Origin of the sequence: Streptomyces sp. NBC_00287 (genome assembly GCF_036173105.1) — a bacterium.
GTDB lineage: Bacteria > Actinomycetota > Actinomycetes > Streptomycetales > Streptomycetaceae > Streptomyces.
Genome location: NZ_CP108053.1, coordinates 4,385,463 through 4,401,403, shown reverse-complemented (window position 1 = coordinate 4,401,403; position 15,941 = coordinate 4,385,463). Strand labels below are relative to the sequence as shown.

The window sequence follows — 15,941 nt, the reverse complement described above, 5'->3', positions numbered from 1 at the left end:
CCCGGGTGATCCTCACGGTCACGCTGAACACCGCTCTCGACATCACTTATCGCGTACGGGCGTTGCGCCCGCACGCCTCCCACCGGGTCTCCGAGGTCCTCGAACGCCCCGGCGGCAAGGGCCTGAACGTGGCGCGGGTGCTGGCGGCCCTCGGCCACGAGGTGACGGCTACCGGCTTCGTGGGCGGCGCCACGGGCCGTGTAGTACGCGAGCGGCTCACGGGGGTCGTGGATGCCCTCGTCCCACTCTCCGGCGCCACCCGCCGCACCATCGCGGTCGTCGACGACCTGACCGGTGACACGACTCAGCTCAACGAACCGGGCCCGCTCGTCACGCCCGCCGAGTGGTCCGCCTTCCAGAAGTCCTACGACGGTCTGCTCGCGTCCGCCGACGCGGTGGCCCTGTGCGGCAGCCTCCCTCCGGGAGTCCCGGTCGGCGCCTATGCGGGCCTGGTCCGCGCGGCACGCGCCGCGGGCGTTCCCGTACTGCTGGACACCAGCGGCGAACCCCTGCGCCGGGCCGTCGCCGCCCGCCCCGACATCATCAAGCCCAACGCCGACGAGCTGGCCGAACTCACCGGCTCCCACGAGCCGTTGCGCGCGACCCAGGACGCCCGCCGCCGCGGCGCCCACACGGTCGTCGCCTCCCTCGGCGCCGACGGCCTCCTCGCCCACACCCTCGAGGGCCGCTGGCGCGCGACCCCTCCCGCCACACTGCACGGCAACCCGACGGGCGCGGGCGACGCGGCGGTCGCCGGCCTGCTGTCGGGCCTGGCCGAGGGGCTCCCCTGGCCGGACCGCCTGGCCCGCGCGACAGCCCTGTCCGCGGCGAGCGTGCTGGCGCCGGCGGCGGGGGAGTTCGACGGGCGGGCGTACGAGGAGCTGCTGGGGCGGGTTTTGGTGAGCCCCGAAGGAATGGCCGCTTAAGCGCGCAACGCCCGCAACTGCTCCATGAACCACTGCCCCGGCGGCAGCGCCGTGGCCGCCGCGGCGAGGCGCTTGGTGCGCTCGGCTCGTTCGTGGGGCGGCAGAGTGAGGGCCTCGTGCAGGGCACGCGCGGTGTCCAGGACGTCGTACGGGTTCACCACGATCGCGTCCTCGCCGAGCTCCTCGTACGCCCCCGCCTCCCGCGACAGCACCAGCGCGCACCCCTCGTCGGAGACGACCGGCACCTCCTTCGCGACGAGGTTCATGCCGTCCCGGATGGGGTTGACGAGGGCCACGTCGGCGAGCCGGTACGCGGCCAGGGAGCGGGCGAAGTCGTCCTTGACGTGGAGGACTACCGGGGTCCAACCCGGGGTGCCATAAGAGGAGTTGATCTCCTCCGCGAGGCGCTGCACCTCCGCCGTGTAGTCGCGGTACACCGCCAGGTCCTGTCGGGAGGGGTAGGCGAACGCCACGTGCACGACCCGTTCCCGCCACTCGGGGCGGTCGTCGAGGAGCTGCCGGTATGCCAGCAGTCCGCGCACGATGTTCTTCGACAGCTCGGTGCGGTCGACCCGGACGATCGTCTTCCGGTCCGGGCCGCCGATCTCCTCCCGCAGCGCCGTCATCCGTTCCTCGACGTCCCGCTCGTGGGACCGCTTGCGCAGGAAGTCCGCGTCCGCGCCAAGGCCGTGCACGCCGATCTCGGTGCCGCCGAGCCCGCCCTGCTCCGCACAGCACGCGGTGAACGCGTCCGCCCAGCGCCGGGTGAGGAAGCCGAGGCGGTCGGCGCCGAGCATTCCGCTCATGAGCTGGGACCGGATGTCGTCGGGCAGCATCCGGAAGTAGTCCACCGGCGCCCACGGCGTATGAGAGAAGTGGCCGATACGCAGGTCCGGGCGCTGCTCGCGCAGCATCCCCGGCACCAGGCACAGGTGGTAGTCCTGCACCAGCACCGCCGCCCCCGCGGCCGCCTCCTCGGCGAGCGCCTCGGCGAACGCGCGGTTGTAGGTCTCGTACGACGCCCACCGGCGCTGGAACTCCGCGTCGAAGACGGGCTCCAGCGGCGTCTGGTACAGCATGTGGTGGACGAACCAGAGCACCGAGTTCGCGATGCCGTTGTACGCGTCGGCGTGCACGTCCGCCGGGATGTCGAGCATCCGTACGCCGGACTCGCCCTCCCCGCGCCGCACCGCCTCGCGGTCGCCGTCGGACAGCGTCGAGCACACCCACAGGGCACCGGCGTCCGGGCCGATGGCCGACAGGCCCGACACCAGTCCGCCGCCCCCGCGCTTGGTGCGCAGCGAGCCGTCCTCCTGGACCTCGTAGGAGACCGGGCCGCGATTCGACGCGACCAGCACCTGAGCGGCACCGTGTGCGGAAGCCACGTGCGTGGAAGCCATGTGCTCCAACCTAGCCCGTGCCGTAAACGCTCAAACGTACGAGCCGCCCCACGAGACGTGGGTTACGCCACCTTGCGGTGCGCGTACTCCGCGATCTCCACCATGGGCGGCCGCTCCTCGGTGTCCACCGAGTACGTCCGTGGCTCGAAACCGTCCTCGCCGCGGTCGAACTGGGTCAGCGAAGGGCGGATCAGATGGCCGCGGGCCAGCCTGAGCTGGGCCGTGCGGTAGATCGCGGCGGACATCCGGCCGAGCGCCTGTCCGTCCTGGTGCCGGTGCTTGCGCACCCCCACGTCGACCTGGGCCAGCGCGTCCAGACCCACCAGGTGCAGCGCGTCGATCAGCATGCCGAGCTCGACGCCGTAGCCGACGGGGAAGGGGAGCTGTTCCAGCAGGGAGCGGCGGGCCGCGTACTCCCCGCCGAGCGGCTGGACGAAGCCGGCGAGCTGCGGCCAGTGCATGTTCAGCAGCGGGCGGGCCATCAGCTCGGTGACCCGGCCGCCCTGGCCCGCCGCCTGCCCGAGCGGTCGGTCGTACATCGCCTTGACCAGGTCGACGCCGGGGTCGGTGAGGAGCGGGCCGACGATCCCCGAGACGAAGTCCGAGGAGAACTCCTTCAGGTCCGCGTCGATGAAACAGACGATGTCGCCGCGGGTGACCAGCAGCGAGCGCCAGAGCACCTCGCCCTTGCCGGGCACGGCGGGCAGGCGGGGCAGGATCGCGTCCCGGTGCACGACCGTCGCCCCGGCCGCCGCGGCGACCTCGGAGGTGCGGTCGGTCGATCCGGAGTCGACGACGACTATCTCGTCGACCAGCGGGACCTGCTGCATCAGGTCATGCCGGATGACGGCGACGATGTCGCCGACCGTCTCCTCTTCATTGAGCGCGGGCAGCACGACGGAGACCGTCTGGCCCGAGCTGCGTTTCGCGGCCAGGATCTGGTGGAGCGGGCGGTCGGTCACGGACCAGGAGCGGGTGCTCAGCCAGCGCTCGGCTTCTTCCAGCACAGTCTGCGGCTCCTCACTGACGGAGATAGGGACGGGATCCTGTGTGATCCATCTCGCGGTTCGGACGTCTATCTCAACTGTCCTGGCCTTCGGTTACAGTCTTGAACAACGCTGATGACCATCGCATGTCGGGGGTTGTTTGCGTCTACAACTACATACCGCTCATCCAGAGGGGCAGAGGGATACGGCCCGATGAAGCCCCGGCAACCCTCCAGTCGGTACTCGTAGATCAGTGTTGATCGTTCTCCGCGAGGCTCCCGACTAGGGAAGGTGCCAAATCCGTCTCACGGCGAAGTGCGTCGTGAGGAAGATGAGGAGAAAGGGCCTCGCCTCCATGGCTGTGCAGACTGTTGCAAGCACCACGAACACCGTAGACCTCGGCCCCGCCGCCGCGCTGAGCTGCCGCGAGTGCGGCCACCGTGTGCCCCTCGGCCCGGTCTTCGCCTGCGAGGAGTGTTTCGGCCCGCTCGAGATCGCGTACGACTTCTCCGGATACGACACGGAGGAGCTCCGCAAGCGCATCGAGGCGGGACCCGCGAACATCTGGCGCTATGCGCCGCTGCTGCCCGTTCCGGCGGACGTGGCGGACAAGCCCAACATCAACCCCGGCTGGACCAAGCTCGTCCAGGCCGACAACCTCGGCCGCGAGCTGGGTGTCGAGGCCGGCAAGCTCTTCGTCAAGGACGACTCCGGCAACCCGACGCACTCCTTCAAGGACCGCGTGGTCGCGCAGGCCATCGAGGCCGCCCGCGCCTTCAACTTCACGACCCTCTCCTGCTCCTCCACGGGCAACCTGGCCGGTGCCGTCGGCGCCGCCGCCGCCCGCGCCGGCTTCCGCTCCTGCGTGTTCATCCCGCACGACCTGGAGCAGGGCAAGGTCGTCATGGCCGCGGTCTACGGCGGTGAGCTCGTCGGCATCGAGGGCAACTACGACGACGTGAACCGTTTCTGCTCCGAGCTGATCGGCGACCCGGCCGGCGAGGGCTGGGGCTTCGTCAACGTCAATCTGCGGCCGTACTACGCGGAGGGGTCCAAGACCCTGGCGTACGAGATCTGCGAGCAGCTCGGCTGGCGGCTGCCCGACCAGATCGTCGTCCCGATCGCCTCCGGCTCGCAGCTCACGAAGATCGACAAGGGGCTCCAGGAGCTGATCAAGCTCGGGCTCGTCGAGGACAAGCCGTACAAGATCTTCGGCGCGCAGGCCGAGGGGTGCTCGCCGGTGTCGGTGGCCTACAAGGCGGGACATGACGTCGTCCGCCCGCAGAAGCCGAACACCATCGCCAAGTCGCTGGCCATCGGTAACCCGGCGGACGGTCCCTACGTCCTGGACATCGCCCGCCGCACCGGCGGCGCGGTGGAGGACGTGACGGACGAGCAGGTCGTCGACGCGATCAAGCTGCTGGCCCGGACCGAGGGCATCTTCGCCGAGACGGCGGGTGGCGTGACCGTGGGCGTGACGCGCAAGCTGATCGAGAACGGCGTACTGGACCCGACCCTCACCACCGTCGTCCTCAACACCGGCGACGGCCTCAAGACCCTCGACGCGGTGGCCGGCACCGGCCTGACCGCGACGATCCGTCCGAACCTCGACTCCTTCCGAGAGGCTGGCCTCGACTCATGAGCGTCAAAGTCCGCATCCCCACCATCCTGCGCACCTACACCGGTGGTGCCGCCGAGGTGACGGCCGAGGGTGGCACCCTCGCCGAGGTCATCGCCGACCTGGAGAAGAACCACACCGGAATCGCCGCGCGCGTCCTGGACGACCAGGGCAAGCTGCGCCGCTTCGTGAATGTGTACGTCAATGACGACGACGTCCGCTTCGAGCAGGGCCTGGAGACGGCGACCCCGGACGGCGCCGGAGTTTCCATCATTCCGGCGGTCGCCGGCGGCTGATCGTTACCGTCGGTAAGGTGCGTCACCGAGAGTTCATTGAATTGCCCCCTCCGTAAGACAAACGGAGGGGGCAATTCTGCATGGTTGAGCACGGTACAGTTGGGGAACCTGCTGCTCCCCGCATGCCGGACGCATATGAGTATCGACTCCGTATGCGACGAGAAGTAGCCAAAGTGTGCGGGTCTTTTGCGCCTTATGCTCCCTTTATGGGGCCCGACTTGCCCTGAATTCGGGCGAATTCTCACTACATTCCGGACCCTGCGCGTCCAGAATTCTCGTCCGATTGACCTGTTGCAGACGGCAGTTGGACAGATACATTCAGCCGCGGTCGACGCGTTCCGGCGCACGCCCCCAAACCGTGGGGGGTGAGGTCTGACCCGGATCCGCGAAGTGTGGATCTGTGCAAGGGCCAGTAATAGGGGAGTTAGGCATGGCTCAGGGCACCGTCAAGTGGTTCAACGCGGAGAAGGGGTACGGCTTCATCGCGGTCGACGGTGGTGCGGATGTTTTCGTCCACTACAGCGCGATCCAGATGGACGGCTACCGCACCCTTGAAGAAGGCCAGCGGGTTGAGTTCGAGATCTCGCAGGGCCAGAAAGGCCCGCAGGCCGACATGGTTCGCGTCTCTGCCTGAACGCGCGACCAACGAACCGCAAGCGACGTCTTCTGCTGAAGGGCTCGCACCTCGGGGACCCAACCCCTCGGGTGCGGGCCCTTCCGCATGCCTGGGGAGCCCCGACCCGACGCGGCCCGATCCCCGAGAGCCGCTTGCACTCGCATGGGCCGAGTGCTAATCATTGGCGTTAGCACTCTGAAGGTGAGAGTGACAAAGAAGGACCGGGTCGGTGAGGCCCGCAGGCCAGGTGGGGCAAGGAACCACAGGGCAGGCGAGCCGTCCGTCGCGGGCGCGGGCGCGGTCCGAAGGAATCACCCCCAGTCCTGGAGGGACCACTTCACATGGCCAAGATCATCGCGTTCGACGAGGAGGCGCGGCGCGGCCTCGAGCGCGGCATGAACCAGCTCGCGGACGCCGTGAAGGTGACGCTCGGCCCCAAGGGCCGCAACGTCGTCCTCGAGAAGAAGTGGGGCGCCCCCACGATCACCAACGATGGTGTCTCCATCGCCAAGGAGATCGAGCTCGAGGACCCGTACGAGAAGATCGGCGCCGAGCTGGTCAAGGAAGTCGCCAAGAAGACGGACGACGTCGCCGGTGACGGTACGACCACCGCGACCGTTCTCGCCCAGGCGCTGGTCCGCGAGGGCCTGCGCAATGTCGCCGCCGGCGCCAACCCGATGGCCCTGAAGCGCGGTATCGAGAAGGCCGTCGAGGCCGTCTCCGCCGCCCTGCTGGAGCAGGCGAAGGACGTCGAGACCAAGGAGCAGATCGCCTCCACGGCCTCCATCTCCGCCGCCGACACCCAGATCGGCGAGCTCATCGCCGAGGCCATGGACAAGGTCGGCAAGGAAGGCGTCATCACCGTCGAGGAGTCCCAGACCTTCGGTCTGGAGCTGGAGCTCACCGAGGGTATGCGCTTCGACAAGGGCTACATCTCGGCGTACTTCGCCACCGACATGGAGCGTATGGAGGCCGTCCTCGACGACCCGTACATCCTGATCGCCAACTCCAAGATCTCCTCGGTCAAGGACCTGCTCCCGCTGCTGGAGAAGGTCATGCAGTCGGGCAAGCCGCTGCTGATCATCGCCGAGGACGTCGAGGGCGAGGCCCTGTCGACCCTGGTCGTCAACAAGATCCGCGGCACCTTCAAGTCCGTCGCCGTCAAGGCCCCGGGCTTCGGTGACCGCCGCAAGGCGATGCTGAACGACATCGCCATCCTCACCGGTGGCGAGGTCATCTCCGAGGAGGTCGGTCTCAAGCTCGAGAACACCTCCCTGGACCTCCTTGGCAAGGCCCGCAAGGTCGTCATCACCAAGGACGAGACCACCATCGTCGACGGTTCCGGCTCCTCGGAGCAGGTCCAGGGCCGGGTCAACCAGATCCGCGCCGAGATCGAGAACAGCGACTCGGACTACGACCGCGAGAAGCTGCAGGAGCGCCTGGCGAAGCTCGCCGGCGGTGTCGCGGTCATCAAGGCCGGTGCCGCCACCGAGGTGGAGCTCAAGGAGCGCAAGCACCGCATCGAGGACGCCGTTCGCAACGCGAAGGCGGCCGTCGAGGAGGGCATCGTCGCCGGTGGTGGCGTGGCCCTGCTGCAGGCCTCCCGGGTCTTCGAGAAGCTGGACCTCGAGGGTGACGAGGCGACCGGCGCCAACGCCGTGAAGCTCGCGCTGGAGGCCCCGCTCAAGCAGATCGCCGTCAACGGTGGTCTTGAGGGCGGCGTCGTCGTCGAGAAGGTGCGCAACCTGGCCGTCGGCCACGGTCTGAACGCCGCGACCGGCGAGTACGTCGACATGATCGCCGAGGGCATCATCGACCCGGCGAAGGTGACGCGTTCCGCGCTGCAGAACGCCGCGTCGATCGCTGCGCTGTTCCTGACCACCGAGGCTGTCATTGCCGACAAGCCGGAGAAGGCTGCTGCGGCTGCTCCGGGCGGTATGCCGGGCGGTGACATGGACTTCTGATCGACCGGTTTCGGTTGATCAACGTCCTTACCGAGGGCGGTACTTCCTGTTGCGACAGGGGGTGCCGCCCTCGGGTGTTTCGGCGGGTGCGGGCCGTGGGGGCTGGTCGCGCAGTTCCCCGCGCCCCTATGGGGCGCGTTCGGTGCGCGGAATGTGTCAGGGCCCATGGGTGGTTGTTTAAGTGCATGCAACAATGCGTGCGCATATATCAACCACCCCTAGGAGCTGCCACATGACCGTCGCCGCCACCGAAGCCGCCTCGCGCGCCGCTGAGATTCTGTCCCGTCCTACTTCGATCAACGGGCTGACCGTTCCCAATCGCATCGCCATGGCGCCGATGACGCGAGCGTTCTCGCCGGGCGGCATTCCGGGGGAGGACGTGGCGTCGTACTACGCGCGCCGGGCCGCCGCCGGGGTCGGGCTGATCGTCACCGAGGGTACGTACGTCGGCCATGAGTCGGCCGGGCTGAGCGACCGGATCCCGCGGTTCCATGGCGCGGAGCAGCTCGCGGGGTGGACGAAGGTCGCCGATGCCGTACACGCCGCGGGCGGCGCGATCGTCCCGCAGCTCTGGCACATCGGCATGGTGCGACAAGCAGGTCAGCCGCCGTTCGCCGAGGCCCCTGCCGTCGGTCCTTCCGGGCTGCGCATCGGCGCCGAGGAGCCCACCGGCAAGGCGATGACCCAGCAGGACCTGGACGACGTCATCGGCGCGTTCGCCGAGGCGGCCGCCGCCGTGGAGCGGATCGGCTTCGACGGTGTCGAGCTCCACGGCGCGCACGGCTACCTGATCGACCAGTTCCTGTGGGAGGGCACCAACCGCCGCACCGACGCCTACGGCGGCGACCCGGTGGCCCGTACGAAGTTCGGCGCGGAGATCGTGGCCGCCGTCCGCGCGGCCGTCTCGGCCGACTTCCCGGTGATCTTCCGCTACTCCCAGTGGAAGCAGGACGCCTACGACGCCCGCCTTGCCGAGACCCCCGAGGAGCTGGAGGCCGTCCTCGCCCCGCTCGTGGCGGCCGGTGTCGATGCCTTCCACGCCTCCACGCGCCGCTACTGGCTCCCCGAGTTCGAGGGCTCGGACCTCAACCTGGCCGGCTGGACGAAGAAGCTGACCGGCAAGCCCACCATCACGGTCGGCTCGGTCGGCCTGAACGGCGACTTCATCAAGGCATTCCAGGGCGAGGGTGCCGAGCTGGGCAGCCTCGACAACCTCCTGGACCGTCTGGAGCGCGACGAGTTCGACCTGGTGGCCGTCGGCCGCGCCCTGCTCCAGGACCCGCGGTGGGCGGAGAAGGTCCTGGCGGGCCGGGTGACCGAACTGGCCCCGTACGACCCGGCGGCGCTGAAGTCCCTGAGCTGAAACGCTATGGACCCTCCCCCTCAACTCCCGCTAGTTTTCCGGAGATGAAGATCCTTCATCTCTCCGACACCCACCTCGACCGCTCCGACGCGCCCAACAAGCACGGAGTCAACGCCACCGAGTCCCTGCGGCTGATGCTCGCCGAGCTGCGGCACCAGCGGGACATCGGAGCGGTCGTGGTCACCGGCGACCTCGCCGACGACGGCGCCGTCGAGGCGTATGCCGCCCTCCGGGAGTTGGTGGGGGAGTTCGCCGCGGGGCTGGGGGCGCCGGTGTTCTTCACCACCGGCAATCACGACGAGCGCGCCGCCTTCGGCAAGGTGCTGGGCAGCGGGCATCTGGGTGTGGACGGCGGCGACTGCGCCGAGACGGCGCTGGAGTCCGCCGCCGGGGAACGGGCGGCCGTGACCACGGTCGGCGGATGGCGGATCGTGACCCTGGACTCGCTGGTACCGGGGGAGGTGTGGGGCCACCTCGGCGAGGCTCAACTCGACTGGCTGCGCGAGGTGTTGCGGACCCCCGCCGCCGAGGGGACGGTACTCGCCTTCCATCATCCGCCCGTAGCGCTCGATCATCCTGTGCAGCGGCCCTTCGGTCTGCGGGACCCGGGGGCCCTTGCCGACGTCATCCGCGGCACCGACGTCAAGGCCGTCCTCACCGGCCACTTCCATCTTCAGGTGCTCGGCTTCCTGGCGGGCGTACCGGTGTGGGTGACCCCTGGCGTGGTCAACCGCATCGACCTGACGGCCCCGCCCGGCACCGAACGCGCGGTGCGCGGCGCCTCGGCCTCGCTGGTCGAACTTGGTGGGGACAGCGGGCCGCTCTTCCACACCCTCCACGCCCGTGATCCGCGGGCCCACGAGACCGTCCATGAGCTGGGCGAGGAGCGGATCCGGGCCTTCATCGACGCGCGGGCCCCTCGGGACTGAGAGCCGGGCGCGGCCCCTCAAGGCCGCGCCGTACCGGCCTCCACCAGCGGCGCTTGCTTAAGTCAATCAACTGACTTACGGTTGCCTCAGTCAATCGCTCTTCCCTGTCGACGGAGGCTTCGCCATGTCCGACACCCTTGCCAAGACCGGCCCGGCGGGGGGTTCCGCCCCGCCGAGGACGAATGCCGTGGTGGCGGTGCTGGCCCTGGCCGGAATCGTCGTCTCGCTGATGCAGACCCTCGTGATCCCGATCGTCCCGGAGCTGCCGAAGCTGCTGGACGCCCCGGCCTCGGACACCGCCTGGGCGGTCACCGCCACCCTGCTCGCCGCCGCCGTGGCCACCCCGGTCGTCGGACGGCTCGGCGACATGTTCGGCAAGCGGCGGATGCTGCTGGTCAGCGCCGTACTGCTGGTCGCGGGCTCGCTGGTGTGCGCGCTCAGCGACTCGCTGATCCCGATGATCATGGGGCGGGTGCTCCAGGGTCTCGCCTCCGGCGTGATCCCGCTCGGCATCAGCATCATGCGCGACGAGCTGCCCGCCGAACGCCTCGCCTCCGCCACCGCCCTGATGAGCGCCTCCCTCGGCATCGGCGGCGCCCTCGGTCTGCCCGCCGCCGCGCTGATCGCCGACAACTTCGACTGGCACATGCTCTTCTGGACCTCGGCCGCCCTCGGCGCCGTCGCCACCGTGCTCGTCCTCGTCTTCGTGCCCGAGTCCAAGGTCCGCACCGGAGGCCGCTTCGACCTCGTCGGCGGCCTGGGTATGGCGACGGGCCTGGTCTGTCTGCTGCTCGGTATCTCCAAGGGCGCCGACTGGGGCTGGACCAGCGGCACCACGCTCGGTCTGTTCTTCGCGGCCGTGGTGATCCTGCTGGCGTGGGGCTGGTGGGAGCTGCGGATCGAGCAGCCGCTGGTCGACCTGCGTGCCACCGCCCGCCGTCAGGTGCTGGTCACCAACCTCGCCTCGATCGCCGTCGGTTTCGCGATGTTCGCGATGTCCCTGGTGCTGCCGCAGCTCCTCCAGCTGCCCGAGCAGACCGGCTACGGCCTCGGCAGGTCGATGCTGGTCGCCGGTCTGGTCATGGCGCCGTCCGGCCTGGTCATGATGGCCACCGCCCCGGTCTCGGCGGCCGTCTCCAAGGCCAAGGGCCCCAAGGTCACCCTGATGATCGGCGCCCTGATCGTGGCCGCCGGATACGGTCTGAACATCCTCCTCATGTCCGAGGTCTGGCACTTCGTGCTGGTGTCCTGTGTCATCGGCGCCGGTATCGGCTTCACCTACGGCTCGATGCCCGCCCTCATCATGGGCGCCGTGCCCGCCTCCGAGACGGCCGCCGCCAACAGCCTCAACACCCTGATGCGGTCCATCGGCACCTCCTCGGCGAGCGCCATCGCCGGTGTCATCCTCGCCCAGATGACCACCAACTTCGGCGGCTACGCCCTGCCCTCCGAGAACGGCTTCAAGGTGGTCCTCGCGGTCGGCGCCGGAGCGGCGCTTCTTGCCTTCGCGGTCGCCTCCTTCATCCCGCGCCAGCGACCGGCCGCCACCCTGGCCGCGTCGGCGCAGGGCGCGCCGGCACCGGCGGAGGCGACGGCCAAGTCCTGAGCCCATGGCCCTGCCTCGGCCCGCCGATCGCCCTCCCGCGGCGATCGGCGGGCCTTCGTCATCGCGCCCAGTAGTCCCGCTCCGGCAGCTCGACCCAGTGGTCCGGCGGACCCACCACCGCGCGGGCGTCCGTCGGGCGCAGACCGGCGTAGGCGAGGCAGTAGGCGACCGCCTTGTGGGTGTAGACGTACGAGAAGAGCACCTCCTCGAGGCTGTCCTCCGGATAGGGGCCGCCGCCGGGGTGCAGGTCCCAGCCCTCGCCGACGCCGTCGCGGAAGACGCAACCCTGGTTGCCGCTCTTGGCGTTGGCGTACAGACCGTAGGCCAGGGTGCCCTCGGACAGCAGCCGCATGACCACCGGCTGCTGTGGGCCGTAGCCCCAGGGCTGGGTGACGACACAGCCGCCCGGCACGGTCGTCACCCCGACGAAGCGCAGGGTCTCGTCCAGGTCGTAGCTGAACATGTCCTCCGTCAGCTCGTCCATGAACTCGCTGTCGGCCGGGGTCGCCGACAGCCGTCGTATGGCCTCCTCGGCGTCGATCCCCGCGACGCAGGCCAGCCCGGTCCCTTCGTAGTGGAACTCGCCGACGGCCGATATGAGCCGTCGGCCCTCGTCCGCCACCGCGCGCTCGGAGTCCGTCAGACCGGGCGCTCCCTCGGGCAGCGGGAACAGGTCCGGCTCGGGGCCGGCGAGGCTGAGGCGGGCCGGTGTCCAGCCGCCGTGTCCGACCCAGCCGGGATCGGCACCGGCGGCGACCAGGGCTCGCGCATTCTCCGTTTTGCGGGCCACGACCGCCTCCCACAGCGCCGTCACGCCGTGCTCCAGCGCGTCCACGTCGCGGACGCGGCCCGCGAGCTCCGCGACGACCTCGGGCGAGCCGAACACGACCGCCCGATGCAGCGGCCGGGAGCCGCCCATGCCCCACCGCTCCGGATCGGCCCCCGCGTCGAGGCGCCGCCGTACGTCCCCCAGGTCCTGCCAGCCCCGGTAGTCCATGCCGTCCCAGCCGTGACCGTTCGTCATCGTCCGCCCCCTCCAAGCGCGTTCTCACACTCTCGCAGGCCCCACTGACAAGTGGCACAAACTGCCATTGGGGCAGAACCTGCCAGAGGTGACCGTGCGCGGGCCGGCCGCCGCCGACCGGCAGTGGTTCGACCTCGTGCCCGAGCGCGGCGGCTCGCTGCGCCTCGCGGACCGGTTGTGCGCGAACTGCGGTCGGACCTGCCGGTCGGCCAGGCGGGCCACCGCGCTGTAGCGTGCGGACGGTGAACGACGAGCACGACCTCGGCGACGACCAGCGGGCGCACTGGCAGGGGATGTACGGCTCCCATCCGGGCATGTACGGCGAGGAGCCCTCGGCGCCGGCCGTGCATGCCGCCGGCGTCTTCCGGACAGCCGGTGCCGAGGATGTGCTGGAGCTGGGGGCCGGGCACGGCCGGGACGCCCTCTTCCTCGCCCGCGAGGGATTCTCCGTGCACGCCACCGACTTCAGTGCCGTAGCGCTTGAGCAACTCGGGGACGCGGCGAGGGCGCAGGGCCTCCGCGTCGCGCGCACCGTGCATGACGTACGCGAGCCTCTGCCCCTCCCCGACGCCTCCGTCGACGGTGTCTTCGCGCACATGCTGCTCTGTATGGCCCTGTCCACCGAGGAGCTGCACGCCCTGGTGGGCGAGGTGCGGCGGGTGCTGCGGCCGGGCGGGGTGTTCGTGTACACCGTCCGGCACACCGGGGACGCCCATTTCGGCGCCGGGACCGGGCACGGCGACGACATCTGGGAGCACGGCGGGTTCGCGGTGCACTTCTTCTCCCGCGAACTCGTCGACGCCCTCGCCGAGGGGTGGGACCTCCGCGAGGTGCATCCCTTCGAGGAGGGCGAACTTCCGCGCAGGCTCTGGCGGATCACGCAGACGAAGTCCTGAGGCCGAAGGCGTACGTCGTCACGAAGCCCACCCCGTACCCCGTCAGCAGCCCGCCCGCGTAGATCCCCGCCGTCGACCACAGGCCCGCGCTCCCCGCCAGCAGCGGGAACAGCGCCCACCCCGACGGTCCGATCGCCGTCGAGCCGACCTGTGCCCCGAGCATCGCGAAGAAGCCGACGAACGCCCCGCCCGCCGCCCCGCCCACGCAGGCCGTCAGAAACGGGCGGCCCAGGGGGAGCGACACCCCGTAGATCAACGGTTCGCCCACGCCCAGCAGGCCCGCCGGAAGGGCCGACTTGATCGTCGTACGGATGGATGTGTCGTGGCGGAGGCGGACGTACACCGCCAGTGCCGCGCCCACCTGGCCCGCGCCCGCCATCGCGAGGATGGGGAGCAGGACGGTGTGGCCCTGTTGTTCGATCAGGGTGGTGTGGATGGGGATCAGGGCCTGGTGCAGGCCCAGCATGACCAGGGGGAGGAAGAGGCCGCCGAGGATCAGGCCCGCGAAGGCGCCGGTCGTGGACAGGAGCCAGTTCGCGGCCGTGCCGATGGCGGTGGAGATCTCGCCGGCCGCGTACATGAGGCCGTAGAGGGTCGCCAGGCCCGCGACGAGGACCGTCACGGTCGGGGTCAGCAGTACGTCCAGCGTCCCCGGCACCCGTCTGCGGCACCACTTCTCCACGTACGTCCCCAGCAGCGCCGCCGCCAGCGCGCCCAGCACCCCGCCCTGACCGGGGGCGAGGGTCACCCCGAACGCCGTCACCTTCGCCACCCCCGGGTACACCACGACCGCCGCGACCGCCCCGCCCAGCACGGGTGTGCCGCCGAACTCCTTCGCCGTGTTGTGGCCGACGAACACCGCGATCAGGGACATGAAGGCGGCGGCGAGCACCGTCAGCGCGGGGGTCACGCCCGTCAGCCGACCCAGGTTGATCAGCAGGCCGTTGATCCCCGCCAGGATGCCGCAGCCGATCAGCGCCGGGATGAGGGGGACGAAGATATTCGCGATCCGGCGGAGCAGAAGCTTGCCGGGAGTGGCGTTGCGGGCGCTGCGGGCCTCCTTCAACTCGGCACCCTTCAGGGCGAGTTGACCCGCGGAGGTCAGCAACGCCTCGAACTCCGGCGTCACCCGTCCCACCACCCCCGGCCCCAGCACGATCTGATACGTGTCGTCGTCGACCACCCCGAGAACGCCGGGCACCGCCCGCAGCGCCTCCTCGTCCACCAGGGAGCGGTCGGCCAGGCCCAGGCGCAGGCGGGTCATGCAGTGGGCGACGGAGGTGACGTTCGCGGGGCCGCCCACCAGGGGGAGGATCGCGGCTGCTGTGTCGTGGTACGAGGTGCTCACCCCGCGAGCCTGCGGTCAGCCGCCCGCCGCCGCCAGCGCGGCACGCAGATGGCCGCCGGACTCCTCCAGAAGGCGGGCGGCCGTCGGGCCGTCGACGTCGGCCAGCACCACCAGGATGGCGTTCTTCACCTCGCCGTCGGTGGCGGCGAGCGCCCGCTCGATCTCCTCGTCGTCCGCGCCGGTGGCCAGCGCGACGATACGGCGGGAGCGGGCGCGCAGCTTGTCGTTCGAGGCGCGTACGTCGACCATCAGGTTCCCGTACGTCTTGCCCAGCCGGATCATCGTGATCGTCGAGATCATGTTGAGGACGAGCTTCTGCGCCGTGCCGGACTTCAGCCGGGTGGACCCGGTGAGCAGCTCGGGGCCGACCACGATCTCGATGCCATGCTCCGCCGCGGCCGCGAGGGCGCTGTCCGCGTTGCAGGCCAGGCCGATGGTCAACGCGCCGAGCACACGGGCGTGTTCGACGGCGCCGATCGCGTACGGAGTACGGCCGGAGGCGGAGACGCCGACCACCGAGTCGAGGGGCGTGAGCCCGAGCGCGTCGAGGTCGGCGCGGGCCAGCTCCTTGGAGTCCTCGGCGCCCTCGACCGAGGTCACCATGGCCTCGGGGCCGCCCGCGATCAGGCCGACGACCTGCGTCGGGTCGGTGTTGAAGGTGGGCGGGCACTCGGAGGCGTCGAGCACCCCGAGCCGCCCCGCGGTGCCCGCGCCCGCGTAGACGAGCCGCCCCCCGCGCGCCATCCGCTCGGCCACCGCGTCGATGGCGGCGGCGATCCGCGGCAGCCGCGCGGCCACGGCGGCCGGTACGGAGCTGTCCTCGCCGTTCATCAGACGGGCGATGTCGAGCGTGGGCAGCCGGTCGATATCGGCGAGGTCGGGGCGGAAGGCCTCGGTGGTGAGGGACTCCAACTCGGCGCGGAGATCACGGGGGTTGGATGTAGAGGTCATGAGCTCTTTCCGCAAACG

At 70.2% G+C, this 15,941-nt stretch carries 15 protein-coding genes and 1 riboswitch; of the genes, 10 read left to right on the top strand and 5 right to left on the bottom strand.

What is annotated here, in order from left to right; all coding sequences use genetic code 11:
• The first annotated feature begins 5 nt into the window (after positions 1–5).
• A complete protein-coding gene (locus OHT76_RS19900) occupies positions 6–926 on the top strand; it encodes a 1-phosphofructokinase family hexose kinase (RefSeq protein ID WP_328872202.1) in 921 nt (306 codons plus the stop codon).
• On the opposite strand, the gene OHT76_RS19895 is transcribed toward OHT76_RS19900, so the two are convergent.
• Both OHT76_RS19895 and OHT76_RS19890 read right to left on the bottom strand, forming a co-directional pair.
• Positions 923–2,326: an alpha,alpha-trehalose-phosphate synthase (UDP-forming) gene (locus OHT76_RS19895; protein WP_328872201.1), complete on the bottom strand. Its 1,404-nt coding sequence runs from the start codon at positions 2,324–2,326 to the stop codon at positions 923–925. The two genes, OHT76_RS19900 and OHT76_RS19895, sit on opposite strands and share 4 nt — an antisense overlap.
• A gap of 62 nt (positions 2,327–2,388) precedes the next feature.
• Complete coding sequence (locus OHT76_RS19890) at positions 2,389–3,333, bottom strand: glucosyl-3-phosphoglycerate synthase (RefSeq protein ID WP_328872200.1); 945 nt, start codon at positions 3,331–3,333, stop codon at positions 2,389–2,391.
• A gap of 159 nt (positions 3,334–3,492) precedes the next feature.
• Positions 3,493–3,650: riboswitch (SAM riboswitch) on the top strand.
• Between the two features lie 17 nt (positions 3,651–3,667).
• On the opposite strand from OHT76_RS19890, the gene thrC reads away from it, so the two are divergent.
• From thrC to OHT76_RS19855, 7 genes are all read left to right on the top strand, one after another.
• Positions 3,668–4,954, top strand: coding sequence for a threonine synthase (thrC, locus tag OHT76_RS19885; RefSeq protein WP_328872199.1), 1,287 nt, complete (start codon positions 3,668–3,670; stop codon positions 4,952–4,954).
• Complete coding sequence (locus tag OHT76_RS19880; RefSeq protein WP_250071890.1) at positions 4,951–5,226, top strand: MoaD/ThiS family protein; 276 nt, start codon at positions 4,951–4,953, stop codon at positions 5,224–5,226. The genes thrC and OHT76_RS19880 overlap by 4 nt, the downstream gene beginning before the upstream one ends.
• A gap of 430 nt (positions 5,227–5,656) precedes the next feature.
• The gene (locus OHT76_RS19875; protein ID WP_010035953.1) at positions 5,657–5,860 is read left to right on the top strand and encodes a cold-shock protein; all 204 of its coding nucleotides are present in this window, start codon (positions 5,657–5,659) and stop codon (positions 5,858–5,860) included.
• A 323-nt stretch (positions 5,861–6,183) separates the two neighbouring features.
• Positions 6,184–7,806 carry a chaperonin GroEL gene (gene groL / locus OHT76_RS19870; RefSeq protein WP_328872198.1) on the top strand — a complete coding sequence of 541 codons (1,623 nt, stop codon included), beginning with the start codon at positions 6,184–6,186 and terminating at the stop codon, positions 7,804–7,806.
• Between the two features lie 232 nt (positions 7,807–8,038).
• Positions 8,039–9,169, top strand: a complete 1,131-nt coding sequence (locus tag OHT76_RS19865; RefSeq protein WP_328872197.1) for an NADH:flavin oxidoreductase — start codon at positions 8,039–8,041, stop codon at positions 9,167–9,169.
• A 44-nt stretch (positions 9,170–9,213) separates the two neighbouring features.
• On the top strand, positions 9,214–10,098 hold the full coding sequence (locus OHT76_RS19860; protein ID WP_328872196.1) for a metallophosphoesterase: 885 nt from the start codon (positions 9,214–9,216) through the stop codon (positions 10,096–10,098).
• A 124-nt stretch (positions 10,099–10,222) separates the two neighbouring features.
• Positions 10,223–11,704: an MFS transporter gene (locus OHT76_RS19855; RefSeq protein ID WP_328872195.1), complete on the top strand. Its 1,482-nt coding sequence runs from the start codon at positions 10,223–10,225 to the stop codon at positions 11,702–11,704.
• Between the two features lie 58 nt (positions 11,705–11,762).
• Here the strand turns inward: OHT76_RS19855 and OHT76_RS19850 are convergent, their stop codons facing one another.
• Positions 11,763–12,728, bottom strand: coding sequence for an ankyrin repeat domain-containing protein (locus OHT76_RS19850; RefSeq protein WP_328872194.1), 966 nt, complete (start codon positions 12,726–12,728; stop codon positions 11,763–11,765).
• A gap of 88 nt (positions 12,729–12,816) precedes the next feature.
• Here OHT76_RS19850 and OHT76_RS19845 point away from each other — a divergent pair, with 88 nt between their 5' ends.
• Both OHT76_RS19845 and OHT76_RS19840 read left to right on the top strand, forming a co-directional pair.
• Positions 12,817–12,960, top strand: coding sequence for a hypothetical protein (locus OHT76_RS19845; protein ID WP_328872193.1), 144 nt, complete (start codon positions 12,817–12,819; stop codon positions 12,958–12,960).
• Between the two features lie 61 nt (positions 12,961–13,021).
• Positions 13,022–13,624 (top strand): class I SAM-dependent methyltransferase, encoded by a 603-nt coding sequence (locus OHT76_RS19840; RefSeq protein WP_443049926.1) that lies wholly within the window; start codon positions 13,022–13,024, stop codon positions 13,622–13,624.
• Here OHT76_RS19840 and OHT76_RS19835 read toward each other — a convergent pair.
• Positions 13,605–14,972, bottom strand: coding sequence for a PTS transporter subunit EIIC (locus OHT76_RS19835; RefSeq protein ID WP_328872191.1), 1,368 nt, complete (start codon positions 14,970–14,972; stop codon positions 13,605–13,607). The genes OHT76_RS19840 and OHT76_RS19835 overlap by 20 nt on opposite strands.
• Positions 14,973–14,987: 15 nt before the next feature.
• Entirely contained in the window at positions 14,988–15,923 is a 936-nt protein-coding gene (gene murQ, locus OHT76_RS19830) for an N-acetylmuramic acid 6-phosphate etherase (RefSeq protein WP_328872190.1), read from the bottom strand.
• Positions 15,924–15,941: the final 18 nt, after the last annotated feature.

Bases quoted from the DNA above. Each gene is read 5' to 3' on its own strand.
- OHT76_RS19855 (WP_328872195.1), top strand. From the start codon at position 10,223: ATGTCCGACACCCTTGCCAAGACCGGCCCGGCGGGGGGTTCCGCCCCG.
- OHT76_RS19880 (WP_250071890.1), top strand. From the start codon at position 4,951: ATGAGCGTCAAAGTCCGCATCCCCACCATCCTGCGCACCTACACCGGT.
- OHT76_RS19895 (WP_328872201.1), bottom strand. From the start codon at position 2,326: ATGGCTTCCACGCACGTGGCTTCCGCACACGGTGCCGCTCAGGTGCTG.
- murQ (WP_328872190.1), bottom strand. From the start codon at position 15,923: ATGACCTCTACATCCAACCCCCGTGATCTCCGCGCCGAGTTGGAGTCC.
- OHT76_RS19860 (WP_328872196.1), top strand. From the start codon at position 9,214: ATGAAGATCCTTCATCTCTCCGACACCCACCTCGACCGCTCCGACGCG.
- thrC (WP_328872199.1), top strand. From the start codon at position 3,668: ATGGCTGTGCAGACTGTTGCAAGCACCACGAACACCGTAGACCTCGGC.
- OHT76_RS19840 (WP_443049926.1), top strand. From the start codon at position 13,022: ATGTACGGCTCCCATCCGGGCATGTACGGCGAGGAGCCCTCGGCGCCG.
- OHT76_RS19865 (WP_328872197.1), top strand. From the start codon at position 8,039: ATGACCGTCGCCGCCACCGAAGCCGCCTCGCGCGCCGCTGAGATTCTG.
- OHT76_RS19850 (WP_328872194.1), bottom strand. From the start codon at position 12,728: ATGACGAACGGTCACGGCTGGGACGGCATGGACTACCGGGGCTGGCAG.
- OHT76_RS19875 (WP_010035953.1), top strand. From the start codon at position 5,657: ATGGCTCAGGGCACCGTCAAGTGGTTCAACGCGGAGAAGGGGTACGGC.
- groL (WP_328872198.1), top strand. From the start codon at position 6,184: ATGGCCAAGATCATCGCGTTCGACGAGGAGGCGCGGCGCGGCCTCGAG.